Origin of the sequence: Pseudomonas sp. CFBP 13719 (genome assembly GCF_014842095.1) — a bacterium.
Classification (GTDB): Bacteria; Pseudomonadota; Gammaproteobacteria; order Pseudomonadales; family Pseudomonadaceae; genus Aquipseudomonas.
Genome location: NZ_JACYVB010000002.1, coordinates 254,755 through 272,524, shown reverse-complemented (window position 1 = coordinate 272,524; position 17,770 = coordinate 254,755). Strand labels below are relative to the sequence as shown.

At 53.1% G+C, this 17,770-nt stretch carries 20 protein-coding genes and 1 pseudogene; 8 read left to right on the top strand and 13 right to left on the bottom strand.

Translation table 11 applies throughout. From position 1 onward, the window contains the following. Positions 1–33 precede the first annotated feature (33 nt). On the top strand, positions 34–516 hold the full coding sequence (locus tag IFT57_RS06585) for a hypothetical protein (protein WP_192092613.1): 483 nt from the start codon (positions 34–36) through the stop codon (positions 514–516). 249 nt (positions 517–765) lie between these two features. Here the strand turns inward: IFT57_RS06585 and IFT57_RS06580 are convergent, their stop codons facing one another. Continuing rightward, positions 766–1,884: a hypothetical protein gene (locus tag IFT57_RS06580; RefSeq protein ID WP_192092615.1), complete on the bottom strand. Its 1,119-nt coding sequence runs from the start codon at positions 1,882–1,884 to the stop codon at positions 766–768. A gap of 151 nt (positions 1,885–2,035) precedes the next feature. Here IFT57_RS06580 and IFT57_RS06575 point away from each other — a divergent pair, with 151 nt between their 5' ends. The 4 genes from IFT57_RS06575 to IFT57_RS06560 all read left to right on the top strand — a co-directional run bounded on the left by IFT57_RS06575 (position 2,036) and on the right by IFT57_RS06560 (position 5,078). Continuing rightward, positions 2,036–2,797, top strand: coding sequence for a hypothetical protein (locus IFT57_RS06575; protein ID WP_192092618.1), 762 nt, complete (start codon positions 2,036–2,038; stop codon positions 2,795–2,797). Between the two features lie 135 nt (positions 2,798–2,932). After that, on the top strand, positions 2,933–3,469 hold the full coding sequence (locus IFT57_RS06570; RefSeq protein ID WP_122531249.1) for a nicotinic acid mononucleotide adenylyltransferase: 537 nt from the start codon (positions 2,933–2,935) through the stop codon (positions 3,467–3,469). After that, a complete protein-coding gene (locus IFT57_RS06565) occupies positions 3,459–4,160 on the top strand; it encodes an NUDIX domain-containing protein (protein WP_192092620.1) in 702 nt (233 codons plus the stop codon). The genes IFT57_RS06570 and IFT57_RS06565 overlap by 11 nt, the downstream gene beginning before the upstream one ends. A gap of 123 nt (positions 4,161–4,283) precedes the next feature. Then, the gene (locus IFT57_RS06560; RefSeq protein ID WP_192151007.1) at positions 4,284–5,078 is read left to right on the top strand and encodes a metallophosphoesterase; all 795 of its coding nucleotides are present in this window, start codon (positions 4,284–4,286) and stop codon (positions 5,076–5,078) included. A gap of 248 nt (positions 5,079–5,326) precedes the next feature. Here the strand turns inward: IFT57_RS06560 and IFT57_RS06555 are convergent, their stop codons facing one another. From IFT57_RS06555 to IFT57_RS06540, 4 genes are all read right to left on the bottom strand, one after another. Continuing rightward, positions 5,327–5,629, bottom strand: a complete 303-nt coding sequence (locus IFT57_RS06555; RefSeq protein WP_192151005.1) for a hypothetical protein — start codon at positions 5,627–5,629, stop codon at positions 5,327–5,329. A gap of 4 nt (positions 5,630–5,633) precedes the next feature. Next, positions 5,634–6,692, bottom strand: coding sequence for an AI-2E family transporter (locus IFT57_RS06550; protein WP_192151003.1), 1,059 nt, complete (start codon positions 6,690–6,692; stop codon positions 5,634–5,636). A gap of 74 nt (positions 6,693–6,766) precedes the next feature. Continuing rightward, positions 6,767–7,255 carry a hypothetical protein gene (locus tag IFT57_RS06545; protein ID WP_192151001.1) on the bottom strand — a complete coding sequence of 163 codons (489 nt, stop codon included), beginning with the start codon at positions 7,253–7,255 and terminating at the stop codon, positions 6,767–6,769. Between the two features lie 114 nt (positions 7,256–7,369). Beyond that, positions 7,370–7,516 (bottom strand): hypothetical protein, encoded by a 147-nt coding sequence (locus IFT57_RS06540; protein ID WP_192092631.1) that lies wholly within the window; start codon positions 7,514–7,516, stop codon positions 7,370–7,372. A gap of 142 nt (positions 7,517–7,658) precedes the next feature. Here IFT57_RS06540 and IFT57_RS06535 point away from each other — a divergent pair, with 142 nt between their 5' ends. After that, complete coding sequence (locus IFT57_RS06535; RefSeq protein ID WP_122531255.1) at positions 7,659–8,087, top strand: hypothetical protein; 429 nt, start codon at positions 7,659–7,661, stop codon at positions 8,085–8,087. Here the strand turns inward: IFT57_RS06535 and IFT57_RS06530 are convergent, their stop codons facing one another. Further along, positions 8,088–9,644, bottom strand: a complete 1,557-nt coding sequence (locus IFT57_RS06530; RefSeq protein WP_122531256.1) for a hypothetical protein — start codon at positions 9,642–9,644, stop codon at positions 8,088–8,090. An 81-nt stretch (positions 9,645–9,725) separates the two neighbouring features. Then, complete coding sequence (locus IFT57_RS06525; protein WP_122531257.1) at positions 9,726–10,388, bottom strand: Bax inhibitor-1/YccA family protein; 663 nt, start codon at positions 10,386–10,388, stop codon at positions 9,726–9,728. Positions 10,389–10,551: 163 nt separating this feature from the next. Between IFT57_RS06525 and rnhA the strand changes: the two are divergent. Beyond that, positions 10,552–10,995, top strand: a pseudogene (gene rnhA, locus IFT57_RS26940) (ribonuclease HI); the annotation flags it as partial. Between the two features lie 27 nt (positions 10,996–11,022). Beyond that, positions 11,023–11,544: a ribonuclease H family protein gene (locus IFT57_RS26935; RefSeq protein WP_342030339.1), complete on the top strand. Its 522-nt coding sequence runs from the start codon at positions 11,023–11,025 to the stop codon at positions 11,542–11,544. Positions 11,545–11,549: 5 nt separating this feature from the next. Here IFT57_RS26935 and IFT57_RS06515 read toward each other — a convergent pair whose 3' ends face one another. From IFT57_RS06515 to IFT57_RS06490, 6 genes are all read right to left on the bottom strand, one after another. Then, the gene (locus IFT57_RS06515; protein WP_122531259.1) at positions 11,550–12,101 is read right to left on the bottom strand and encodes a hypothetical protein; all 552 of its coding nucleotides are present in this window, start codon (positions 12,099–12,101) and stop codon (positions 11,550–11,552) included. Between the two features lie 102 nt (positions 12,102–12,203). Continuing rightward, complete coding sequence (locus tag IFT57_RS06510) at positions 12,204–13,760, bottom strand: hypothetical protein (RefSeq protein ID WP_192150999.1); 1,557 nt, start codon at positions 13,758–13,760, stop codon at positions 12,204–12,206. Positions 13,761–13,774: 14 nt separating this feature from the next. Next, positions 13,775–15,031: an ATP-grasp domain-containing protein gene (locus IFT57_RS06505; RefSeq protein ID WP_122531261.1), complete on the bottom strand. Its 1,257-nt coding sequence runs from the start codon at positions 15,029–15,031 to the stop codon at positions 13,775–13,777. A 58-nt stretch (positions 15,032–15,089) separates the two neighbouring features. Further along, complete coding sequence (locus IFT57_RS06500) at positions 15,090–16,640, bottom strand: hypothetical protein (protein WP_122531262.1); 1,551 nt, start codon at positions 16,638–16,640, stop codon at positions 15,090–15,092. A gap of 74 nt (positions 16,641–16,714) precedes the next feature. Beyond that, a complete protein-coding gene (locus IFT57_RS06495; RefSeq protein ID WP_122531263.1) occupies positions 16,715–17,233 on the bottom strand; it encodes a dihydrofolate reductase in 519 nt (172 codons plus the stop codon). Between the two features lie 11 nt (positions 17,234–17,244). Beyond that, a complete protein-coding gene (locus IFT57_RS06490; RefSeq protein WP_241032707.1) occupies positions 17,245–17,763 on the bottom strand; it encodes a hypothetical protein in 519 nt (172 codons plus the stop codon). Positions 17,764–17,770: the final 7 nt, after the last annotated feature.

Sequence of the window (17,770 nt, the reverse complement as noted above, 5' to 3'; positions counted from 1 at the left end):
TGCTATTGTCAGCAATTCAAAACGGAATCGATCATGGATCTGCAAAGTCTTCCTCCTGTCCCGGACTCGGTAGTCCTGAGAGACGGCGTGCCTTGCTGGGCCAGCAACATGGCTGAATCCATCGAGTTTGCTCAGAGCAAAGACTTTCAGTTAGCCCAATCCAGGGTTGGTGCCTACAGCATCAGCACGGTGCTTCTACCATGCCATGTCAGCCCTTTCGACGAGAGGCATTCCAAGGTGCTCGGTCAACCTGTGGCTGGCGCATGCTTTGAAACCAAAATTGATGCTGATCTCACTCCAGGACTGGTGGGTGATGCGAGATGTGAATTCCCAGATTTCCGGCGACACGCGACAATTGATGAGGCGGTACGTCACCATCTCAATGTGTTGCAGGAGCTTGAAACCAAGCTGGGTGGGACTGTTCGTTGGGAGAATACTCCTTACCGGGTGCCGGCGCATGGACAACCTTCTGAAGAGATGAAGGTTTTGCTCAAGGGGATTGCAGGTGAAGCGTAAGCCAAAATCAATATGGAGAATGCTAGGGGAGGGTCTATCCTCCATTGGCGAAGGCTTTTCGACGTTTACGCTATGGCCGTCTACGGACTATGAGCGTTACATCCGTGATTTTGACAAGCGATACCTGGAAAAGGCCCCTGGCTACGATGAATACCTTCAGGGCTTAAATGATGCCAGAAAAGGCCGATCACAAAGTTGGGCTCAGCCTCTTCGGGGCAAGCGGTCTCCACACCAAGCGCCTGGCAAACCTTAAAGCCCGAGATCGGCACCGAAGTTCTTCTCGTGGAGCTTTTTGCTCACCCTGTCCTTGATGCATTCAAGGCGAACGATACGGTAGACCTGGTTGGCCTTTGGCTCAGTGTCGGCGTAGGCCATGATGACCTTCAGAGGAACGTGTTTGAGGATCTCCCCGACCAAGGCCTGGTTTGATGTGCGCAGCCCATGCTTAACCAAAGCTTCCAGCTCTGCCACTGGATCCTTGGTTCTTGTTAGAAGCCCCAGGTAGACATGGCTCCCCACCTGGCTTTGCTGCAGGCCAATGTACCAGTCGGCACCGTCGCGCATTAGCGCACCCACATACTCCCGGTTCTCCGGGCTGTCCCAGTAGCTGTTCTTGATAAAAAGTGCGTGAAAAAGCTCGTGACCCACAAGAGGTGTCAGCGCTGGCTGGTAGTAATCTGCCAACATGCTGGCCAGGCTTTCGGGGCCAGATCCTTTGAAGGCTCCCACATAGTCGTTCACGTCGACGGCGGATGCATCAATCGGCTTGTTGGCCCCACCGATAGAAGAAAGAAAGCTGTTGGGGACGGAAACTCGGTGATTGCGGGCGAACTGCATGATGCTTTGTATGCAGGCGCGCTCAGAAACCGGCTTAATTTTGATGAGCTGCCGGTAAGCCTCTAGATCGTTGTGCTTGGCCACCGACAAGAGGAGGGCATCGATCGACAGGCGCTCGCGCAGCAGGCGCTTTAGTTCCGAGTTAGCATAGAGCTGCCCATCACACTTGCGCACCAGGCTTTGGCCATAGTCTTGTTTGTTGGCCAGCGCGAACAGGTCAATCCTGACCTCACCCTTGATTGCGACTGCCATTACACGCTCATGATGGCAGGTACCCAGGAGTAGGGCGGTGCACGCCTGTATCTTGCTTGTCAGATGATTTGAAGGATTTCCCATCATGCCTGCTGTATGCACCTGGTAGAGCTCTGGATACGCTTGACGCAGTTCGACGGTGATCGCAAGTTCACTTTTTCCCTCTTCAAGCCAATCCAGCACCAAAAGAGCCGTATCTTCGGTAAGAGGCGTCTTGCGCGTCCCGAGTAGGCTGACCAGGTCGGTGGTACTGAAATGAGGGTAGCTGTTGGCAGTCATGTATTTCTCCAGTCTGATAGTCAGCATACCCAAGAAGGTGCCTTTCATGCAAAAGGAGCTAAATTGACGTAATCTCAATATACGGGCCATTGACATCCAACGTATACCCAGTATACTAACCCTATACCTAACCATCACAGGAAGTACCGCGATGAAAATGCTCAAGATCCTGGCTGCTGCCTCCGCCATTGCGCTTCTGGCAGGCTGTGCTGGCACTCCTCCACAGACTGATGCGGGCCAATATGCTTATGACGGCATTCCGGATCAGATGATCGACGCTTGGGTCGGTGCGGCTACCCCGACCGGGGAGACCACTGGTTGGACGTTCGCAATGGATCTGCGCAAGAAAGAGCTGAGTGTGGCCACCTACTACTCGCGTGATTGCCAATCCATGCTCAAGTACCAGCGTACCGAGCCCAATGGCGGCGTGCTGCTGCTGGAGCAGGGTCGTACTGGCAAGGCGTGCTTTGCCAACCACTATGTGCGCCTGACCCAACAAGACATCAATAGCCTTTCGTACGCTTACTACACCATTGACGGCAAGATGACCGCCGAAGGTACCATGCGCCGTTCCGGCACTACCGCTTTCAAAGTGAACATGAGCCAGGCGCTGATCGGCACCTGGAGCGGCCCGGTAACGCTGGCCAACGGCCAAAGCACCACTGCCCAGGTCTCGATCAGCAACGGGCAGGTCAGCTCGGTCAAGTACGCCACGGGCTGTCAGAGCCGTCTGTTCTATCGAAACTTCCTTCGCGCCTCTGTAGCCTTTGAGGAGCAGGCCAGCGCCGGGCAGCAAACTTGTGCCGGCGCAGTCACTACCTTCTCCGTGGCTAAGGACGGTCGCCTATTGCGCAGCAACCTCAACGCCCAGGGTCAAAAAATCTCGGAAACCTTCCTGAAGCGTGTTCGCTAGAAAAGAGTCGCTCTTCCCGCAGGGGCTGCTTTCAAAAAGGCCTGTCGCAAGACGGGCTTTTTTGTGGACAAAGATTGACAAGAAATGCCACCTGGATGACAATAGTTTACAGAGTGTACTTATTAGGGGTCGGCCATGAAAATCGCCTTGTTTGGATCTGCTTTCAATCCGCCATCGTTGGGCCATGCTGACTGCATCGAGCAGTTGTCAGCCTACGTTGATGCAGTGTGGCTGATTCCCTCCTACAAGCACGCGTTCAGCAAAAACATGACGGACTACGGCCTGCGGTGCGAATGGGTCGAAGCCTTTGCCAAAGATCTACCGTATCCGGTCGAGATGATGGCGGTAGAGCACGAGATTGCTCAGCTGACAGGCAGTGATCGTCCTGTTTACAGTTACGAAGTGGTGGAGCACTTGTGCAACGCGTTTCCGGAACATCAGTACCTTCTGGCCATTGGCCCTGACAACATGCAGGCCTGGAGCCGATTCAGCCACATCGAGCAGATACACAACCGCTGCCAAATCTTCGTAACACAGGAGCGAAAGCAAGTGCGCAGCACCGGTATCCGCAAGGAATTAGCCTTGGGATATGTTCCGCCAAGCATGCTTACTCCGAACGTTCAGAATTTACTTAAAAGCCACAATCCGTGGGAGCCCCGCTATGTTGCATAATCCAATCCTGACCATTGATACCGTCATCTTTCACTGGAACGGCGAGTCTCTGTGCGTGCTCCTGGAAAAGCGTGACAAGCAACCGTTCGAGGGTGTCTGGGCGCTGCCTGGTGGCTTTGTTCACACAAATGAAGATGCAAACCTTGCCGCAGCACGCGATCGCATCCTCAAAGCAAAGGTGGGCTTCACCGCGCCTTACTTTGAGAAGGTCGATTCAATCGGCGACGCGACCCGCGACAGCCGTGGCTGGGCCGTTTCAATCATTTATCTGGGCATCCTTGACGCGTCCAATCCCAATGCCAAGAAGGCCAGCGATCACCTGAAATTCGTGGATGTAAACGATGTGATCGAGGGCAATCATCCCTTGGCATTCGACCATGTGGAAATCGTGCGCCTGGCTTTTCAACGTCTGGTCATCAGGTGCGGCTATTCGTCGATTCCACTTCAGTTCTTGCCAACTGAATTCACCATTCGTGAGTTGCTGGACATCCATGCAGCTCTGATGGGCAGCGATCCAAACAAGGTGAGCGTAACCAAGCGTTACGTCAACACAGGGATGATCATGCCCGTGATCGACCCAGAGACCCAATTGCCAAAAAAGATTTCTCGTCCAGCTGGCCCCAAGCCGACAATTTACGAGCATAATCAAGTGAAGCCGGTTAATTTTGCTGGCGTCATGGGCTCGGCTTAAAGCAGCGGATGTACTAAGCAATTTGCTGGAAATTGAGCCCCGGATTGATTATCCGGGCCCATTCACGATACCGCCGAGGCGGGGAGTCGTCATTTTGAAACCCAACTGATCGAGAGTAGACCCATGACCACAGCTACAGGTGCCGGCCCCAGAATCAAGACCTTTGCAAGAAACACCAGGGGTGTTGACTATGCACTGGGAGATATTCACGGCTGCTATAAGCACCTGGCTAAAAGGCTGGAAAAGATCGGTTTCAATCCAGATTGCGACCGCCTATTTACCCCAGGTGACCTGGTTGATCGCGGTGCTGAAAATGAGTGGGTTCTGGACTGGCTGGGGTTACCTTACTTCAACGTTTGTCCTGGAAACCATGAGATCTTCATCAAGAAACTCTACAAAGATGGAGAGCCGAGCGAAGACGTACTGAGAAAGTGCTACGCGTTCGAAAAATCCGGATTTGAATGGTGGGAAAAGACGTCCAAGTTTTTCCGCCGTGAGTTCATTGCTCGTCTTCAAAACCTCCCAGAAGCCATGGAGATCGAAACCTCGATAGGCAACGTGGGGCTGATTCATGCGGATGTGCCTGTAGGCTACAACTGGCAAGATCTGCCAGGAATCCTGTCTATGGATCTCGATGATCCACTGCGGAAAAAACTCTTCAGTTCACGTGATCGTCATAACAGCCAGGATGCGACACCTGTTGGTGGTGTCGAGCGCGTGTTTGTAGGCCACAACGTCGTGCGCAAGGTTCAGCGGCTCGGAAACATTGTGAATTTAGATACGGGCGCTTATCGGGGCCGGGGTCACCGCTGGCCAGGCGAAGGTGCCTTGTCCATCGTGCGGGTCGATGCAAGCTGGGCCGACCTGCAGACTGCCATCAACGAGAGCAAGCCAGGTAAAGGCCTCTTGCTGGTTTGAGATATTGTCCGAAGCTGCCCTGTAAAAAGGCAGCTTAAAGTACATCCCATACACCCCACCACTCCTAATGGCTACATACCTTTTCTTTAGGTGCATACGTAAGGGAATGCTCTCTGTATACAGTGCTTATACTGCTACGTATGCAAAAGGGATCTCATTCTGCATACCTTACTTTCAAGGAAGCGCATACGGATTTTTTGGTATGCGCATACATCAGGTTGTGACTAATGTCTGTCCTGGGCGGTAGGTCAAGTACGCAGTCGATCTACTTGCTCTTGTGCATGCACCACAATGCGTTCCACTTGGACAACCAGGTCGAGCATGTCTTCACCCACTTGAGTGAAACCCTCGGCCAGGCTGCGCTCGATAAGACCTGCTGCCTGTTCAAGAACTGTGCGTAGCTTCCATAGGGAGACCAGGTCGGCAGGGGATAGCAAGCCCAGGAGCTCATGTTCAAGCTGAGCACGAACTCCGGACAAGTCTAGTGAAAGCTGGCCAAGCTTGAGCTCGTAGGCTGTTACACCCTGTGATTTGGACTTGGCCTGATTCATGGTCTCACGGCGCCGGGGTAGAAGAGGTGGCAGCTCTCTGATTCAACCATTCGCGCACCAAAGTGAACGACAATGCCAGAAATACGGGCCCCAGAAATAATCCTAGAAAACCGAACGACAGCACGCCGCCAAATACGCCGATCAACACGATGGGCAACGGCAATACGCCGCCTCGGCTGATGAGGATAGGCTTTAGGATATTGTCCACGCCACTGACGATGAAGATCCCCCAGATCGCCAGGAAAATCGCATAGCCAACCTCACCTTGGTAAAAAAGCCATCCAGCAGCTGGCAACCAAAGGATGGGTGGCCCCATGGGGATTAGGCTCAGAAAGAAAGTGCCTACGCCTAGCAAGAGGGCGCCAGGTACGCCGGCAATCCAGAAGCCGATCAGGGCTAAAACAGCCTGAGCCAGAGCGGTACCGATAACCCCGTTGATCACACCACTGATGGTGTTGCGAGCAATTTCCCAGTAACGCGAAGACGCCTGACCGATGAGTGCATTGAGCGCCTTATGAGCCAGCGTGGTGATTTTCTCACCTTCCAGGTGGAACCAGAAAGCAAATAGGATCGAGAGCCCAATTTGTGCAAGCACAGAGCCTAGAACCCCGCTCTTGCCCACGATCACTGTCAGGATCTTGGTCAGGTAGGGTTTGACGTCCATGAACCAGGTAGGGCCTTTGGCGTGCCATACAGCCCACTGCTGATCGACATAGCCCCCAACCCAGGGGAGTTTGGCCACCCAGCCCGGTGAGTCGGGCAAGGTAGACTTAGCCAATTCCATCACCCAGTGAGTAAAGACTGTGGCATCCCCGGCAAAGCTGAGCGTTAGGGCCACTAGAGGGCCGACTACGATTGTAATCAGCAGCAGTGAGATTACGGAGGCTGCAATCCAAAGCCGCCCAGTCAAACGCTCAAGCCATTTGACAGCGGGCCAGGTGGCAAACGCAATGAGCGCGCCCCAGGCCAGGGTGATTGCGAACGGGGAAAGCACGTAAAGCGCGGCCAGCAGTACACCGACAATCAGTGCGATTCCAATCGGCTTTTCAAGCTGATTGATCATGGTATTCCTTAACGGATAGCAAAAGGGAGAAGTGCAGCCCAATTTATACCTAAATCGAGCTGCTTTGCCAAGCGTTACAGTCCCAGATCAGCACCAAAATAGAGATCTCGATAGGGCTTGAACGCTTCCCCTTTCATGCCTACGGCTCTTGGAAAATTGGCGTGCAACAGCAGTTTTTCGACATGAGCGGTCAGTGTCTGGTTTTTAAGGCTTTCAGGGGCCCCCTCTGAAGCCGCCTTGATGATGTCCAAGCATACGGCACAAACATGATCTATCAGTTCCTGATCGACCTCGCGACCTTCAAGGTACTTCCTGCTTTCCAGCGACAGGCAAGTTTTCAGCTGGTTGAACCCCGGCGCCATGAAACAATGGCTCAGCATGGGGGGAGGGATCGTGAGATTTTTGCTGTTCAATGCAAGCTTGATCAGAGGAATCATGGTGTTGGTCGAAGAAAACCCTAAGAATGAATGTCCATCCTCGCGCATTTGATCAAGGCTTGACCTGGCCAGGTCGAATTGCTCACGGTTAACGTATTGTTTGAAGAGGTCTGGGGTGATGGGCATTGGGGAATTCTCCTGTATACAAACAGTGTATCAGCTCCACTGTCTGAGGAGTCCAGAGGGAGGTTTTGGGCACAAAAAAGCCGGCACTGGGCCGGCTATTCTGGACTTGATCGATCAACGATCATCGTCGGGATAATCTTCGCGCTGATCTGCAAAGTCCGGATTTCGAAAGCGACTGCTGCCCAGACCAACAGGCTGCTCAATGGGTTTTTCTTGTTTGACGGGCTGCTGATGATCAAGAGGTTCTGATTGGCGGCGCATGACGTAGACTCCTGGATAGAGGATAGGGGACATTGATGTATTTAATCGTATATTGATCTTGCTTGCAAGCAGCACAACCTTCAAAAAACCCTCTATATATAGTCGCCTTATGGTACAATTGATTCATCAGAGGAGAGGCAATATGACCACCAAATTTAACGAATCCATGAGCATGATCATCGCCATGCTTAAGGACGTGGCTGAAGAAAATGCCGAGCTTTTGCTGGCCAATCCGGAGCTGCAACACCACCTGGACATCATGCACAAGCACGGCGTCAATGCTCGTCTGAACGAGCTCAAAATCAACGCACCGAAAGCTGCGGAGCAGGCGCCTGGGCTTACGGTTAATCAGCTGACCATGCCGGAGCGTTATCTTTTAGCCCAGCTTAAGCGCTCGGGCGGAAATCTGGCTGAGGCAATGCTGGGTAATGACATCCAGCGTCTCCTGGATCACGGCTTCGTCCTGCGTGAAGGCTCTGAAATCCAGATTACTCAGCAGGGCCTTGATATGGTCAAGCCCGCCAGCCGCTCGTCCAAGACGCTGACTCCCGCCAACGTCCTTGTACGCTGATCACATGCCCAGGTCGGCCTGCAGGACTCTGTCCAGGCCGCTGGGATGGATTGTTGATATCTCCTGTAGCGTCACCACACCCTGGTGATAGGCTTTGGCCAGGCGAGAGTTGTTTTTGAAACGGCCCCTCGTTGTCAGCCCTTCGATAATGAATCGCGCATCAATCTTGCCTTGGAGCTTAAGCGAAATCAGATATTGTGCGGTTTCATTGGAGATAACACGCTGCATTTGCTGGTGAGCAAAGGGCCTTACGAGGTGATCCGGGATAGAGGTGTGGCAGATCTGACCTTCTCTGAGCGCCTCTGGGAACGTTTCAAACTGCTGATGATACTGCTCGATAGTGGCCGGCAGTCGTTCCTTCACCGCCTCACGCCATTGCGCATGCCGACAGATCTTCGTTCCGATCAAGCGCACATCTTGTGAAGGTAAGGCTCGACCCCAAGCCTTGCAGACTGGCGCCAGGGCGTAATCCAGGGTTTCAAGATCCAGACTGGCAATGTGCTTACTGAAGGCTTGGTGAATAATTTCCTCATAGCCAATGCCCACTCGCTTGCCCAAATCTGGGCAGTGAGCTGCAGCCAAGAGTAGATTCTGATTCTCGTGAACTTTGCCTAGGCTCAGGGCATGCTGAGCATAGCGTTCAATCATGAGCTCCTTGAGTGGATGCTTTTCGTTCCGGGCCAGAAACATAATAGTGCTGGCCTCTATCTGTGCGGGATGCTTGAGTGTTTCGTCCAGAAATAATCCGAGATTGTGGATCTGGCCAAGTTCTGCCACGTAGCCTGCAACCGCCCATAGGTGCCTGGCAATGTGGGCCCAGTCAGAGTTCTTGACCCTGTCGCTGGCAAGCTCTGGGTAAGTCTCGGTAATGGCGCCCATCGCCTTCGTCAGGCGAGTGACCTTAGAGCCATTGCGCTCAAGTTTGTCTACCTTTGGAGCAAACGTCATCTCCCAGCAGGCATGGAGAGGGTCGCGCTTGTTCGACAGCAGCGGCGCGAAGCGGCGGTGATGCTCGGCTATGCTCTTCTGATCGAAGAGTACACTGTGTTCTGCCGAGTCGAGGATGACAATCGCGGGTTGGAGCAGGGGCGAGGTTGCTTCGAAATCAACCCCCCAGTCGAGCAGGTCGAAATCACGTATCCGATCTTCATCGTAATTTCTCAGTTCATCAGCCTGTGCGCTATTTAGATGAAAGCCTGAAAGCGTGGCCAAAGGGTGGAGGCCATCCTCCAAAAGAGCAGCGACACAAAGAGACATCACTGCCTCATGAGCAACGTCAGGCTTGGCCTGGTGCGCTCGGGTCAGTTTGTTCGCAGATGGGGTGAATGAAGTCGCCTTGTGCTGCTCCTTGACGACCGGTAGGCCATGAAACATCTCGTGTGCCAGTTCACGTGAAGAGGTGCCTCGAAACTTGGGCTCAAGTGCACGATTGAGCATGGTCGTCAAAGAAGCCTCGACCATTTCAGGGTGAAGCTCCATAAAGACGGTCTTGATCAGCGTGAGGCGATCAATTACGGATTGGGGCAGGTCAGTGCGTGGTGTTATCAGCAAGTTCATACAAAATCTCCTTGCCCCATTCTCCCACGGTCAAAAACAGAAAAGCCAGCACTAGGCTGGCCCTTTGGCGATCGATGCTGATCAGTCTTTGGAGGCCAGGCCCATCAGGCTAAGCAAGCTGACAAACAGGTTGTAGATCGAGATGAACAAGCTGACCGTGGCTAACACGTAGTTTGTTTGCCCGCCCTTGATGATCTCGCTGGTCTCGTAAAGGATCGCTGCGCAAGAGAACAGCACGAAGCCTGCCGAGATCGCCATCGTCAGCCCAGGGATGTCAACGAATAGGCTCAACACCACCGAACCCACCAGCACGAAAAACCCTGCCACCAGAAAGCCTTCAAGAAATTTCATGTCACGCTGGCTTCTCAGCACGTAGGCGGAAAGGCCGGCAAACGTAAAGGCCGTCAACATGAAGGCATTGCCTATGATTGTGCCCCCATTTGGCAGAGAAAGGTATTTGTTGAGCAGTGGGCCAAGGGTGTAACCCATGAAGGCTGCCAGGCCAAATGTCCAGGCAATGGCCGAGCCGCTGTTCTGCTTCTTGTGGATCATGAAAAGGATCCCGTAGAAACCCACCAGGGTCAAAAGCAGGCCGGGGTGGGCAAGCCCCATGCTTTGGCTGACGAAAGCAGTGATGCCACTGACAGCCAATGTGGCAGCCAGTAACTGATAGGTTTGTCGCAGCACACGGCTGGTGACATCAGCTGCGGGTCGTAAAAGGCCTTGGTCTTCTACACGGGACATGATCGGTCTCCTTTGTTTATCAATATCTCTCATATTCGATTATGAGGGGGATCCTGGGTCAAGTCCATTTCGCATCTGTGTCAAAGTGCTGCCGAACCTAATCGGTTTGCACATATATTGTCTTTGTGGCAAGATCCCTCGCATATATTTTAGGGAAAGCGTCATGTCCAACGAAGTCACGATCTATACAGACGGCGCCTGCAAGGGCAATCCCGGCCCTGGCGGCTGGGGCGTTATCTTGTTGGCAGCAGGCAAGGAGCGAGAGCTTTACGGTGGCACGCTTGAAACCACCAACAACCAGATGGAATTGCTGGCGGCGATCGAGGCATTGGAGGCTTTGAAGCGCCCCTGCTCGGTCAAACTCTACACCGACTCCCAGTACCTGATCGATGGCTCCAGCAAGTGGATGCATGGCTGGAAGAAAAATGGCTGGAGAACCAAGGAAAAGAAGCCCGTCAAGAACGTGGACTTGTGGCAGCGCATAGACGAACAGCTAAATCGACATGACGTTAGATTTGTCTGGGTTCGAGGGCACAATGGCGATCCTCTGAACGAGCGGGCTGATGCCTTGGCCAATCTGGGGTGCAAGCCTTATCTGGGCCAAAAGGAAAAGGCGCCTGCAGCTTCGGAGCCGGTGGGTGGTGACGTCGCTCAAGCCTTTTTGGATCTTGCCCAAGATCAAAGCAAGATTGCGGCCTCAGGGCCTGCAGTGGTGGCCTACACTGACGGATCTTGCCTAAAGACCAAATCAGGTGGGTGGGGCGTCGTTATCATTGATCAGGGATCTGAGTACGAGCTGTCGGGTGGTGCCAGCGGCACTACTAACAATCGTATGGAGATGATGGCGGCTATTTCAGCGCTGGTCAGCATCTCTCCGGAGAGGCCTACGGTAATCGTCACTGACTCCGAGTACTTGAAGCTGGGTATCGAGGAGCACATCAAGGTTTGGAAAGCCAAAAACTGGCGCAAGGCTGATGGTGGCCCGGTGAAGAATATTGATCTATGGAAGCAGCTTGACGCTTTGTGCCTCAATCGCATGGTCGTCTGGAAGTGGGTGAAGGGTCACTCCAACGACAAGTACAACGATTGGGCCGATAAGCTGGCCACCGCAGAATCAAAAGCCATCCAGGACGCCGCACGCGCCGCCATAGCCTGAGATTCTCAAATCGAAGGGGAGGTGTCGACTTCCCTTTCTACACGCTCCACCAAGGGCTTGACCACTGGCTCAGGCACAGCGTCCCATTGGTACCCGATGCGAGGCTCTGGGTATTCGGTCATTGGCATCTTGGCATCAAGCCGCTCCTTCACGATTGCACGAAGGTTGGGCATATGAGGCGTCAGCCATTCGGGGTAGGGAAGAACGGCTCGCAGGTTTTCCATGGTTTCGGCGCACATGTTGCCCTCACCCCAATTGTCATACACGAAGATGCCCAGGTCGTTGTATGACACGGTCGCGTAGAAACAATGACAGCCCGTTTCTTCAGGCTTGCCTTCTTCGTTGAAGCTACTGAGCATGAAGGGATCATCTACGATTTTGAAGTGATCGAGCAGCGCATGACTGATCGCAACCAAGGGGTGATGCCAGCTGGCAATTTCTACCTCGGTCGCTTTCTTGATGTCATCAAAGCTCAGGGGAAAATCTTCACGAGCTTCAGAGATGGTCTTGAACCAAGCATGAGCAGATTCACTCAGCTGTATTTTTTTGTCACTCATCATGGGCACCTTTTTTATTTATTCTGACGGTTGCGCGCATGCCTTGTCACCTGCTTGTAGTGCCCCAGAACTCTTAGGTGCACTGTCCAAGGCACCAACCCATTACAAGCCCAAATCACCACCAAATACAGTGTCACGCATCGCTTGGTTCTTCCAGCTGATCCGCGTTGCAAACCTATCTGCATTAGGAACCCCGAGATTTGTGTTTTCAGCAGCAATCGCGCAATAGGTGCGCATCTTTGAGACGCTGCTCAAGTCGAGTGCCTCAAGGTACTCTTTCGCCTTCGCCATTTCGGTAAATTCGGTCAGAAGGGCTGTGTCCAGGTTTTCGATATGACGATCCGACAGATCATTGCGGCTGGCAATGTCGACGAACAGCTTGCGGTACTTGAGGATGTCAATCACGGGCAGTGGCGCGATGAAACAGGCCACTTCCTGCATGTCAGTCGCCGGCAAGCTGCAAGCGGTAGCCAGGTTTTTCCAGCACTCCTGAAACAGGAACTGCTCAACCTTGCCACCTGGGCCCGAGAAAACGTCCATGATCTCAGCCACAGGAGTCAGCTTGATGATCAGGGCCGCATCGAGGGTCAGGGAATGCTTCTTGGCTAGGATATCCAGCATAGGCTGTTCGGCCATTTCATAGAGCGCACCATAGCCTCTCAACGCCGAGTAATCGAACTTTGATTTGATCACGGCGGGGAAAGTGCCATACAACACCTCGGCTGGGATTGAGCCCTGAAGGATCGAGTTGAAGTAAGACTCATGGTTGAAGAATTTGGGCGACAGATTCGAATATTTCAAATCACCTGGTTCAAACGGGTTATAGGTGGGCCCAAAATGGCTGAAGCGCCCTTGCTCATTAATCAACTCGCCCAGCAGCTGTGGCTCCTGCTGACAGTGATCCATGATGAGTCTGGCAATGCTCAAGCACTTGGGCGAAGGGTAGGCGGCAATGGAGCGCTGAACCACCTCAGGCCACTGCTCCTCAACCAAACCAGGAAGGGCCTTCATTATTTCAGGCCAGATCCGCGCCTTGAAGGCTGCCAGGTTGTCAGAGGATGTCTGAGCACACCCCAGATAGCGTCCCGCCAGTGCCGAGACCTGGTCGCCGGCATAGGATTTGTTTTCATCCATTGCAATACGCTTAAGGCCTGCCATCAGGAATGGCTCGAAGATTTCGCGTGGGCATTTGGCGACATCTTTCGTCGAGCAAAGCAAACCCAGCCTGTGGTGATCGACCATTGGCTCGTAACCGGAATCGAGCAGCTTGCCCAGTGTCTTGAAATTGCGGTTGTCGATATACGACAGGGCAGGCTCAAATAGGTAATCGCGCCCTCGGGTCATCGTCATGCAGTCTTTTATAAGGCCAGACTCAATCAGTAGCGTAGGGGATGAGCACATGTAATTGCCCAGCATCACAGAGCATTCGTTCCAGGTCGTTGCCCATTGCGCCAGATCAGCCTGGTTGTCGATTCCGACACCGGACTTGAAGTGATCCATGCAGTAATCGACCCCCTCCTTGACGATTGCAGTCAATTCTCGTCGTGATGCGCCTTTTGATGAAAAGAGTTTTCGCTCAAAGCGATTAATCATTTCCTCCATTTTGGGGGTTGTCTGGACAAGGATCTTGGTTATCTGGGGGTTCAATTCTAGAGGCATGATGGGCAGTCCGATCAATCCAGTCCGTTTGCTGTTTGCAGGTCAAGGTCTACCGTAGCGTCGTGCTTGTTGGCCTGGGCACGCATGAAACGCTCCAGAACCAAGGAGGACTTGTCTGAGGCCTTGAGGGTGAGTGTGTCGTCGCTGCCAAATACGAGTTCGGTCGGCTTACCGAAATCGACCGCAATACGGTCAGGATCGGGATGTTCGGTCTCTTGCCGGCTGGGAACCTTTACATAAGGCTCGATCAGATCAAAGGAGGGGTCGCCAAAATGACGCTTCAGGTCAGTGAACAGTAAGCCTGGGTCATTATCAATGTATCTGCCGGAGTAGCAGAAATCATTCATCTCAACGAGCGCGGGGCCTTTGGGCGTCATGCAGAAATCTGCAACAAACCCCTTGGCCATCTGAGCGTTGGCTACCCCAAACGCTTCGGCGAAATCACGGATTGAGCCAGGTACCTCGCAGTGATCGTAGTCCAGGTAGGCAGAAATCGAGCTCATCTGTCCGTTGATGAAATAGGCTCGATACTCTCCCTTGTGGCTTTCCTCCCTCAGAATCTCCATCGGATCAGAGATGATCAGCCCTTCCTCCAGGGTATCCAGAGAAACACGTCCCGCAATCATCTGATCGCGATATTCGCAAAACCAGTCCGGCTTCTTGAGAACCAGGACGGCGGTGTCAGCAAACAGACCCTCAAGCTCCGCACCCTTGTGCGGTACCAGTTGGCGAGCCTGTGAAACCGTCATAAGGCTCTTGTTGAGCTCATCATGGCTGTAGATGACCTGATGAAAGTCAGTCTTTTCAACGGTCTTGAAAAACAGTGGAAGTGACAACGCCTGTGCTTGAAGCAGCTGGGCAAGCAGGTCTCGATCGATCGTCATCACATGGCGTTTGAAGAAATGATCAGCTTGAGCCACGTTCGATGGCCAGTGATTTACGGCTTTCATCTCATCAGGGGTCAGCCACTTGGGAAAGCTGGCGATAGATGAGGGAAGCCTGGCGTCAGGTTGGCAACGAAGCACAAGGGTGGTGTCTGCAGGTAATCTTTTAAGGTCACAATTGGTGTCGATGACGCGGTTGTCACCCAACACATCCTTATTGATTACCACATAGGGTATGCCATGCTCTCGGCACTTCAGCACTTCCTGCGCTTTTTCCCTGGCCACGCAGTAGCCGTAGTCCTCGTTGCGAAATTCGTTGTACCACGTGACGATACCCAGCCCTTGAGCCAGGCTGTCTTTGCTGCTTTCCTGAAATACCACCAGCATGGCCAAGCACCTGTTTTTATAGTTATTGGAACATTATGCACAGAGATCCAGCGCAAAGTCATAGCCCCAGATCAACACCTATCATTTGCTCAGCCAACCTGCTGGTAATGTGTGGGCTCAGGGATTCGCGTGGAATCTTAAGACGACTAACCGCTGTCTCAAGTTGAGCCATGTCCGAGATCGATTTTGCAATATCTTTGATATCCAGCACATCCGCTTCAACCAAATGCCGTATTGCTGCCGCCAAATCGTAGTGACCGGACTCGTTGCCACCAATCCGAGCGACAAGCTTCTTGAGCTTGGGCTGGATGAATGTACGCATGACATCGGCTTGACCAGGCACTTCAATGATGAAGGCGACCATTCCTTTCAGGCCATCACCTCTGCGGCCTTTTAGCATAGAGGGTAAATCTCGCCATAAACGATCGACAATCAGCTGCTGAACATCGGAGGGTAAGCGCTTGAACAATTCGACCTGCCCCAGGCGCTGTTCTTCACTGAACGCTTTGGAGAAGGTGCTTTGCGAGAACATGTGCTCTATGCATGCTTCATTCTTGAGCGCTCGTTTGAGCACGACGTTGCCTGGATGCTCCATGACTTTGTCAGCAAAATCTGAGCGCCATCGAAACAGATAGTGCGCGATGAAGCTCTTGAGGATATTTTTGTTCAGCGCGTTTGGTGCACCCACCATCGACCTCAAAGAGAAGGCCGGCTTTTCGCTGCTGGCCATAACACTGATCAGCGCCGGCACTACCAATTCGTCTCGGGCACGAATGGGTTCTCGGGTGACATGCAGCTGAACAAAACCCTCATTGGCGTAATTCCCCACCACGTACATGGCGTGAGCAAAGGCTTTGCGCACAGGACTGAAGTGATCGCTCACATAACCTACCAACTCCGACCGTGTGATTTGGTAGAGGCTGGAGCGGGTGTAGCGCTCCATTGAGGCCTTGACCCTCTTTGGGTCAAACGCTGCGGCCATGATCAGCGTGATGCTCAAGGTCAGCAGTGAAGGGCGATCGCGATTCTTCAGGTTGGGGTCAAGACACTCATACAGATCAGTCCCACCCTCAAGGCATTCGAATGTATCCAGCAGGCTCTTGGAAAACATCTTGTCGCGGTATTTGTGCTCAAGAAACAGCAGGTCTACCCAGGCATCGGTCATCTCAGGCGATGAGGCAACAATCAAGCCCAGGCGCTCCAGTAGAATGTGCCGCTGATCAAGACTTCCCCCAATGAATTCTGGGCTGATCGGCAATGCTCTTGACCTGGCCAGCTGCTCGCAGACCTCTTTTGCGGAGAATCGCTGCGTCAGGGCATGAAGAACAGTCTCATCAAAATCCAGGTGGCTTTTGAATTCCCAGTTTTCCAGGGCTGCGCTCAGCAGTGAGCGGGTGCTCGAATCAAATCGATCGTCTGAAACCTTGACTTCAAACCAGGGAATCCTTGTGTCGCTGATCAGGGCGCATAGGTCATCGGCGCCATGCATGAAGACCGATTTGCCTTTGACTTGAGCGTAGGAGGATGAGGTGACTTTGCGAATGCCGTCCTCGCCCGGCTTTTCAGCCAGGATGTGCTCAAGGACGGTCTCTACGAATGCATTGCTCACCTACATCTCCTGCTGAACCTGAATGAGCCGAATAAAAGGACTAATCGGCTCACTCAATGAGCCGAATGACAGCATTACACCAGTTCATCATCAGTGTAGAGCGGTGATCCTATGCGTTTCCAGTAGGTGACGCTGTACTTCTCCCTCTGGTTCATCGCAGCCATGTAATAAGTCGCACGCAGATCGATGAAAAAGCTTTCGGGCAAATTAGTGTCGACGACTTCATCGAACTCAACCTGCGAGATCAAGGCGAGGTCAGCCAGAGGGAGAGCTTCCGTCCACAGTCGAACACCACCGATAACGAAAGCTTCGGAAACGCCATCAACCTTGGCCAGAGCCTCTTGCAGCGTGGCGACACACTCAGCGCCTGGGATGTACTTGAGCTTGGAGGAAACGATGATGTTGCGCCGATTGGGCAGCGGCTTTCCGAGGGACTCGAACGTAGTGCGTCCCATAATAACGGGGCGCCCGGTCGTCGTGTCCTTGAAGAACTTGGTTTCCTCCGGGATTTTCCATGGCATGGCCCCGTTATGGCCGATTTGGCCGTGTAGCCCGCAGGCCAGAATCAGATTGAGTTGCACAGGGCCAGACATTTCAAACCTCGTCAGAACAGTGGGAAATTATGTGCCAAACCCTCGTCTCGCACTGAGAGCATGCGATTGACCAGGGTGACAGGGTTGATGGGGCGAAGACGCGGCGGCACGTATTCATTGTGAATGAAGGTAAGAAGCATCCCTTCGATCACTTCATGGGTGAGGCCGTCCACGTCCAAGATCACGTCCACTCGAATACCGGTATCGTGATCGTTGCGAATCTCGAAGCTCTCTTCAGGCACCATGCCCAACCGGTCGAGCAGGGCGGGGATGATTGCCAACCGCTGACCAGGCTGCTGACCCAGCTCATAGGCTGCCATCTGTGAAGCCTTGAGTTGTGCTGTCATGACATGGAAGTCATAGAGCACATCTTCATTGGTGACCGGCAATTGCAGATGGACGAACTGCGTTTGGGGGCCTTCCTGAACCTTTGAAAGCCATATTCGATCGGGACTTTCGCTCAGTATTCGGTTGAACACCCGCTTGACGTCGATGGCACGCTCTTCTCTTGATTGCTCAATCCAGCTCACTGGTCTT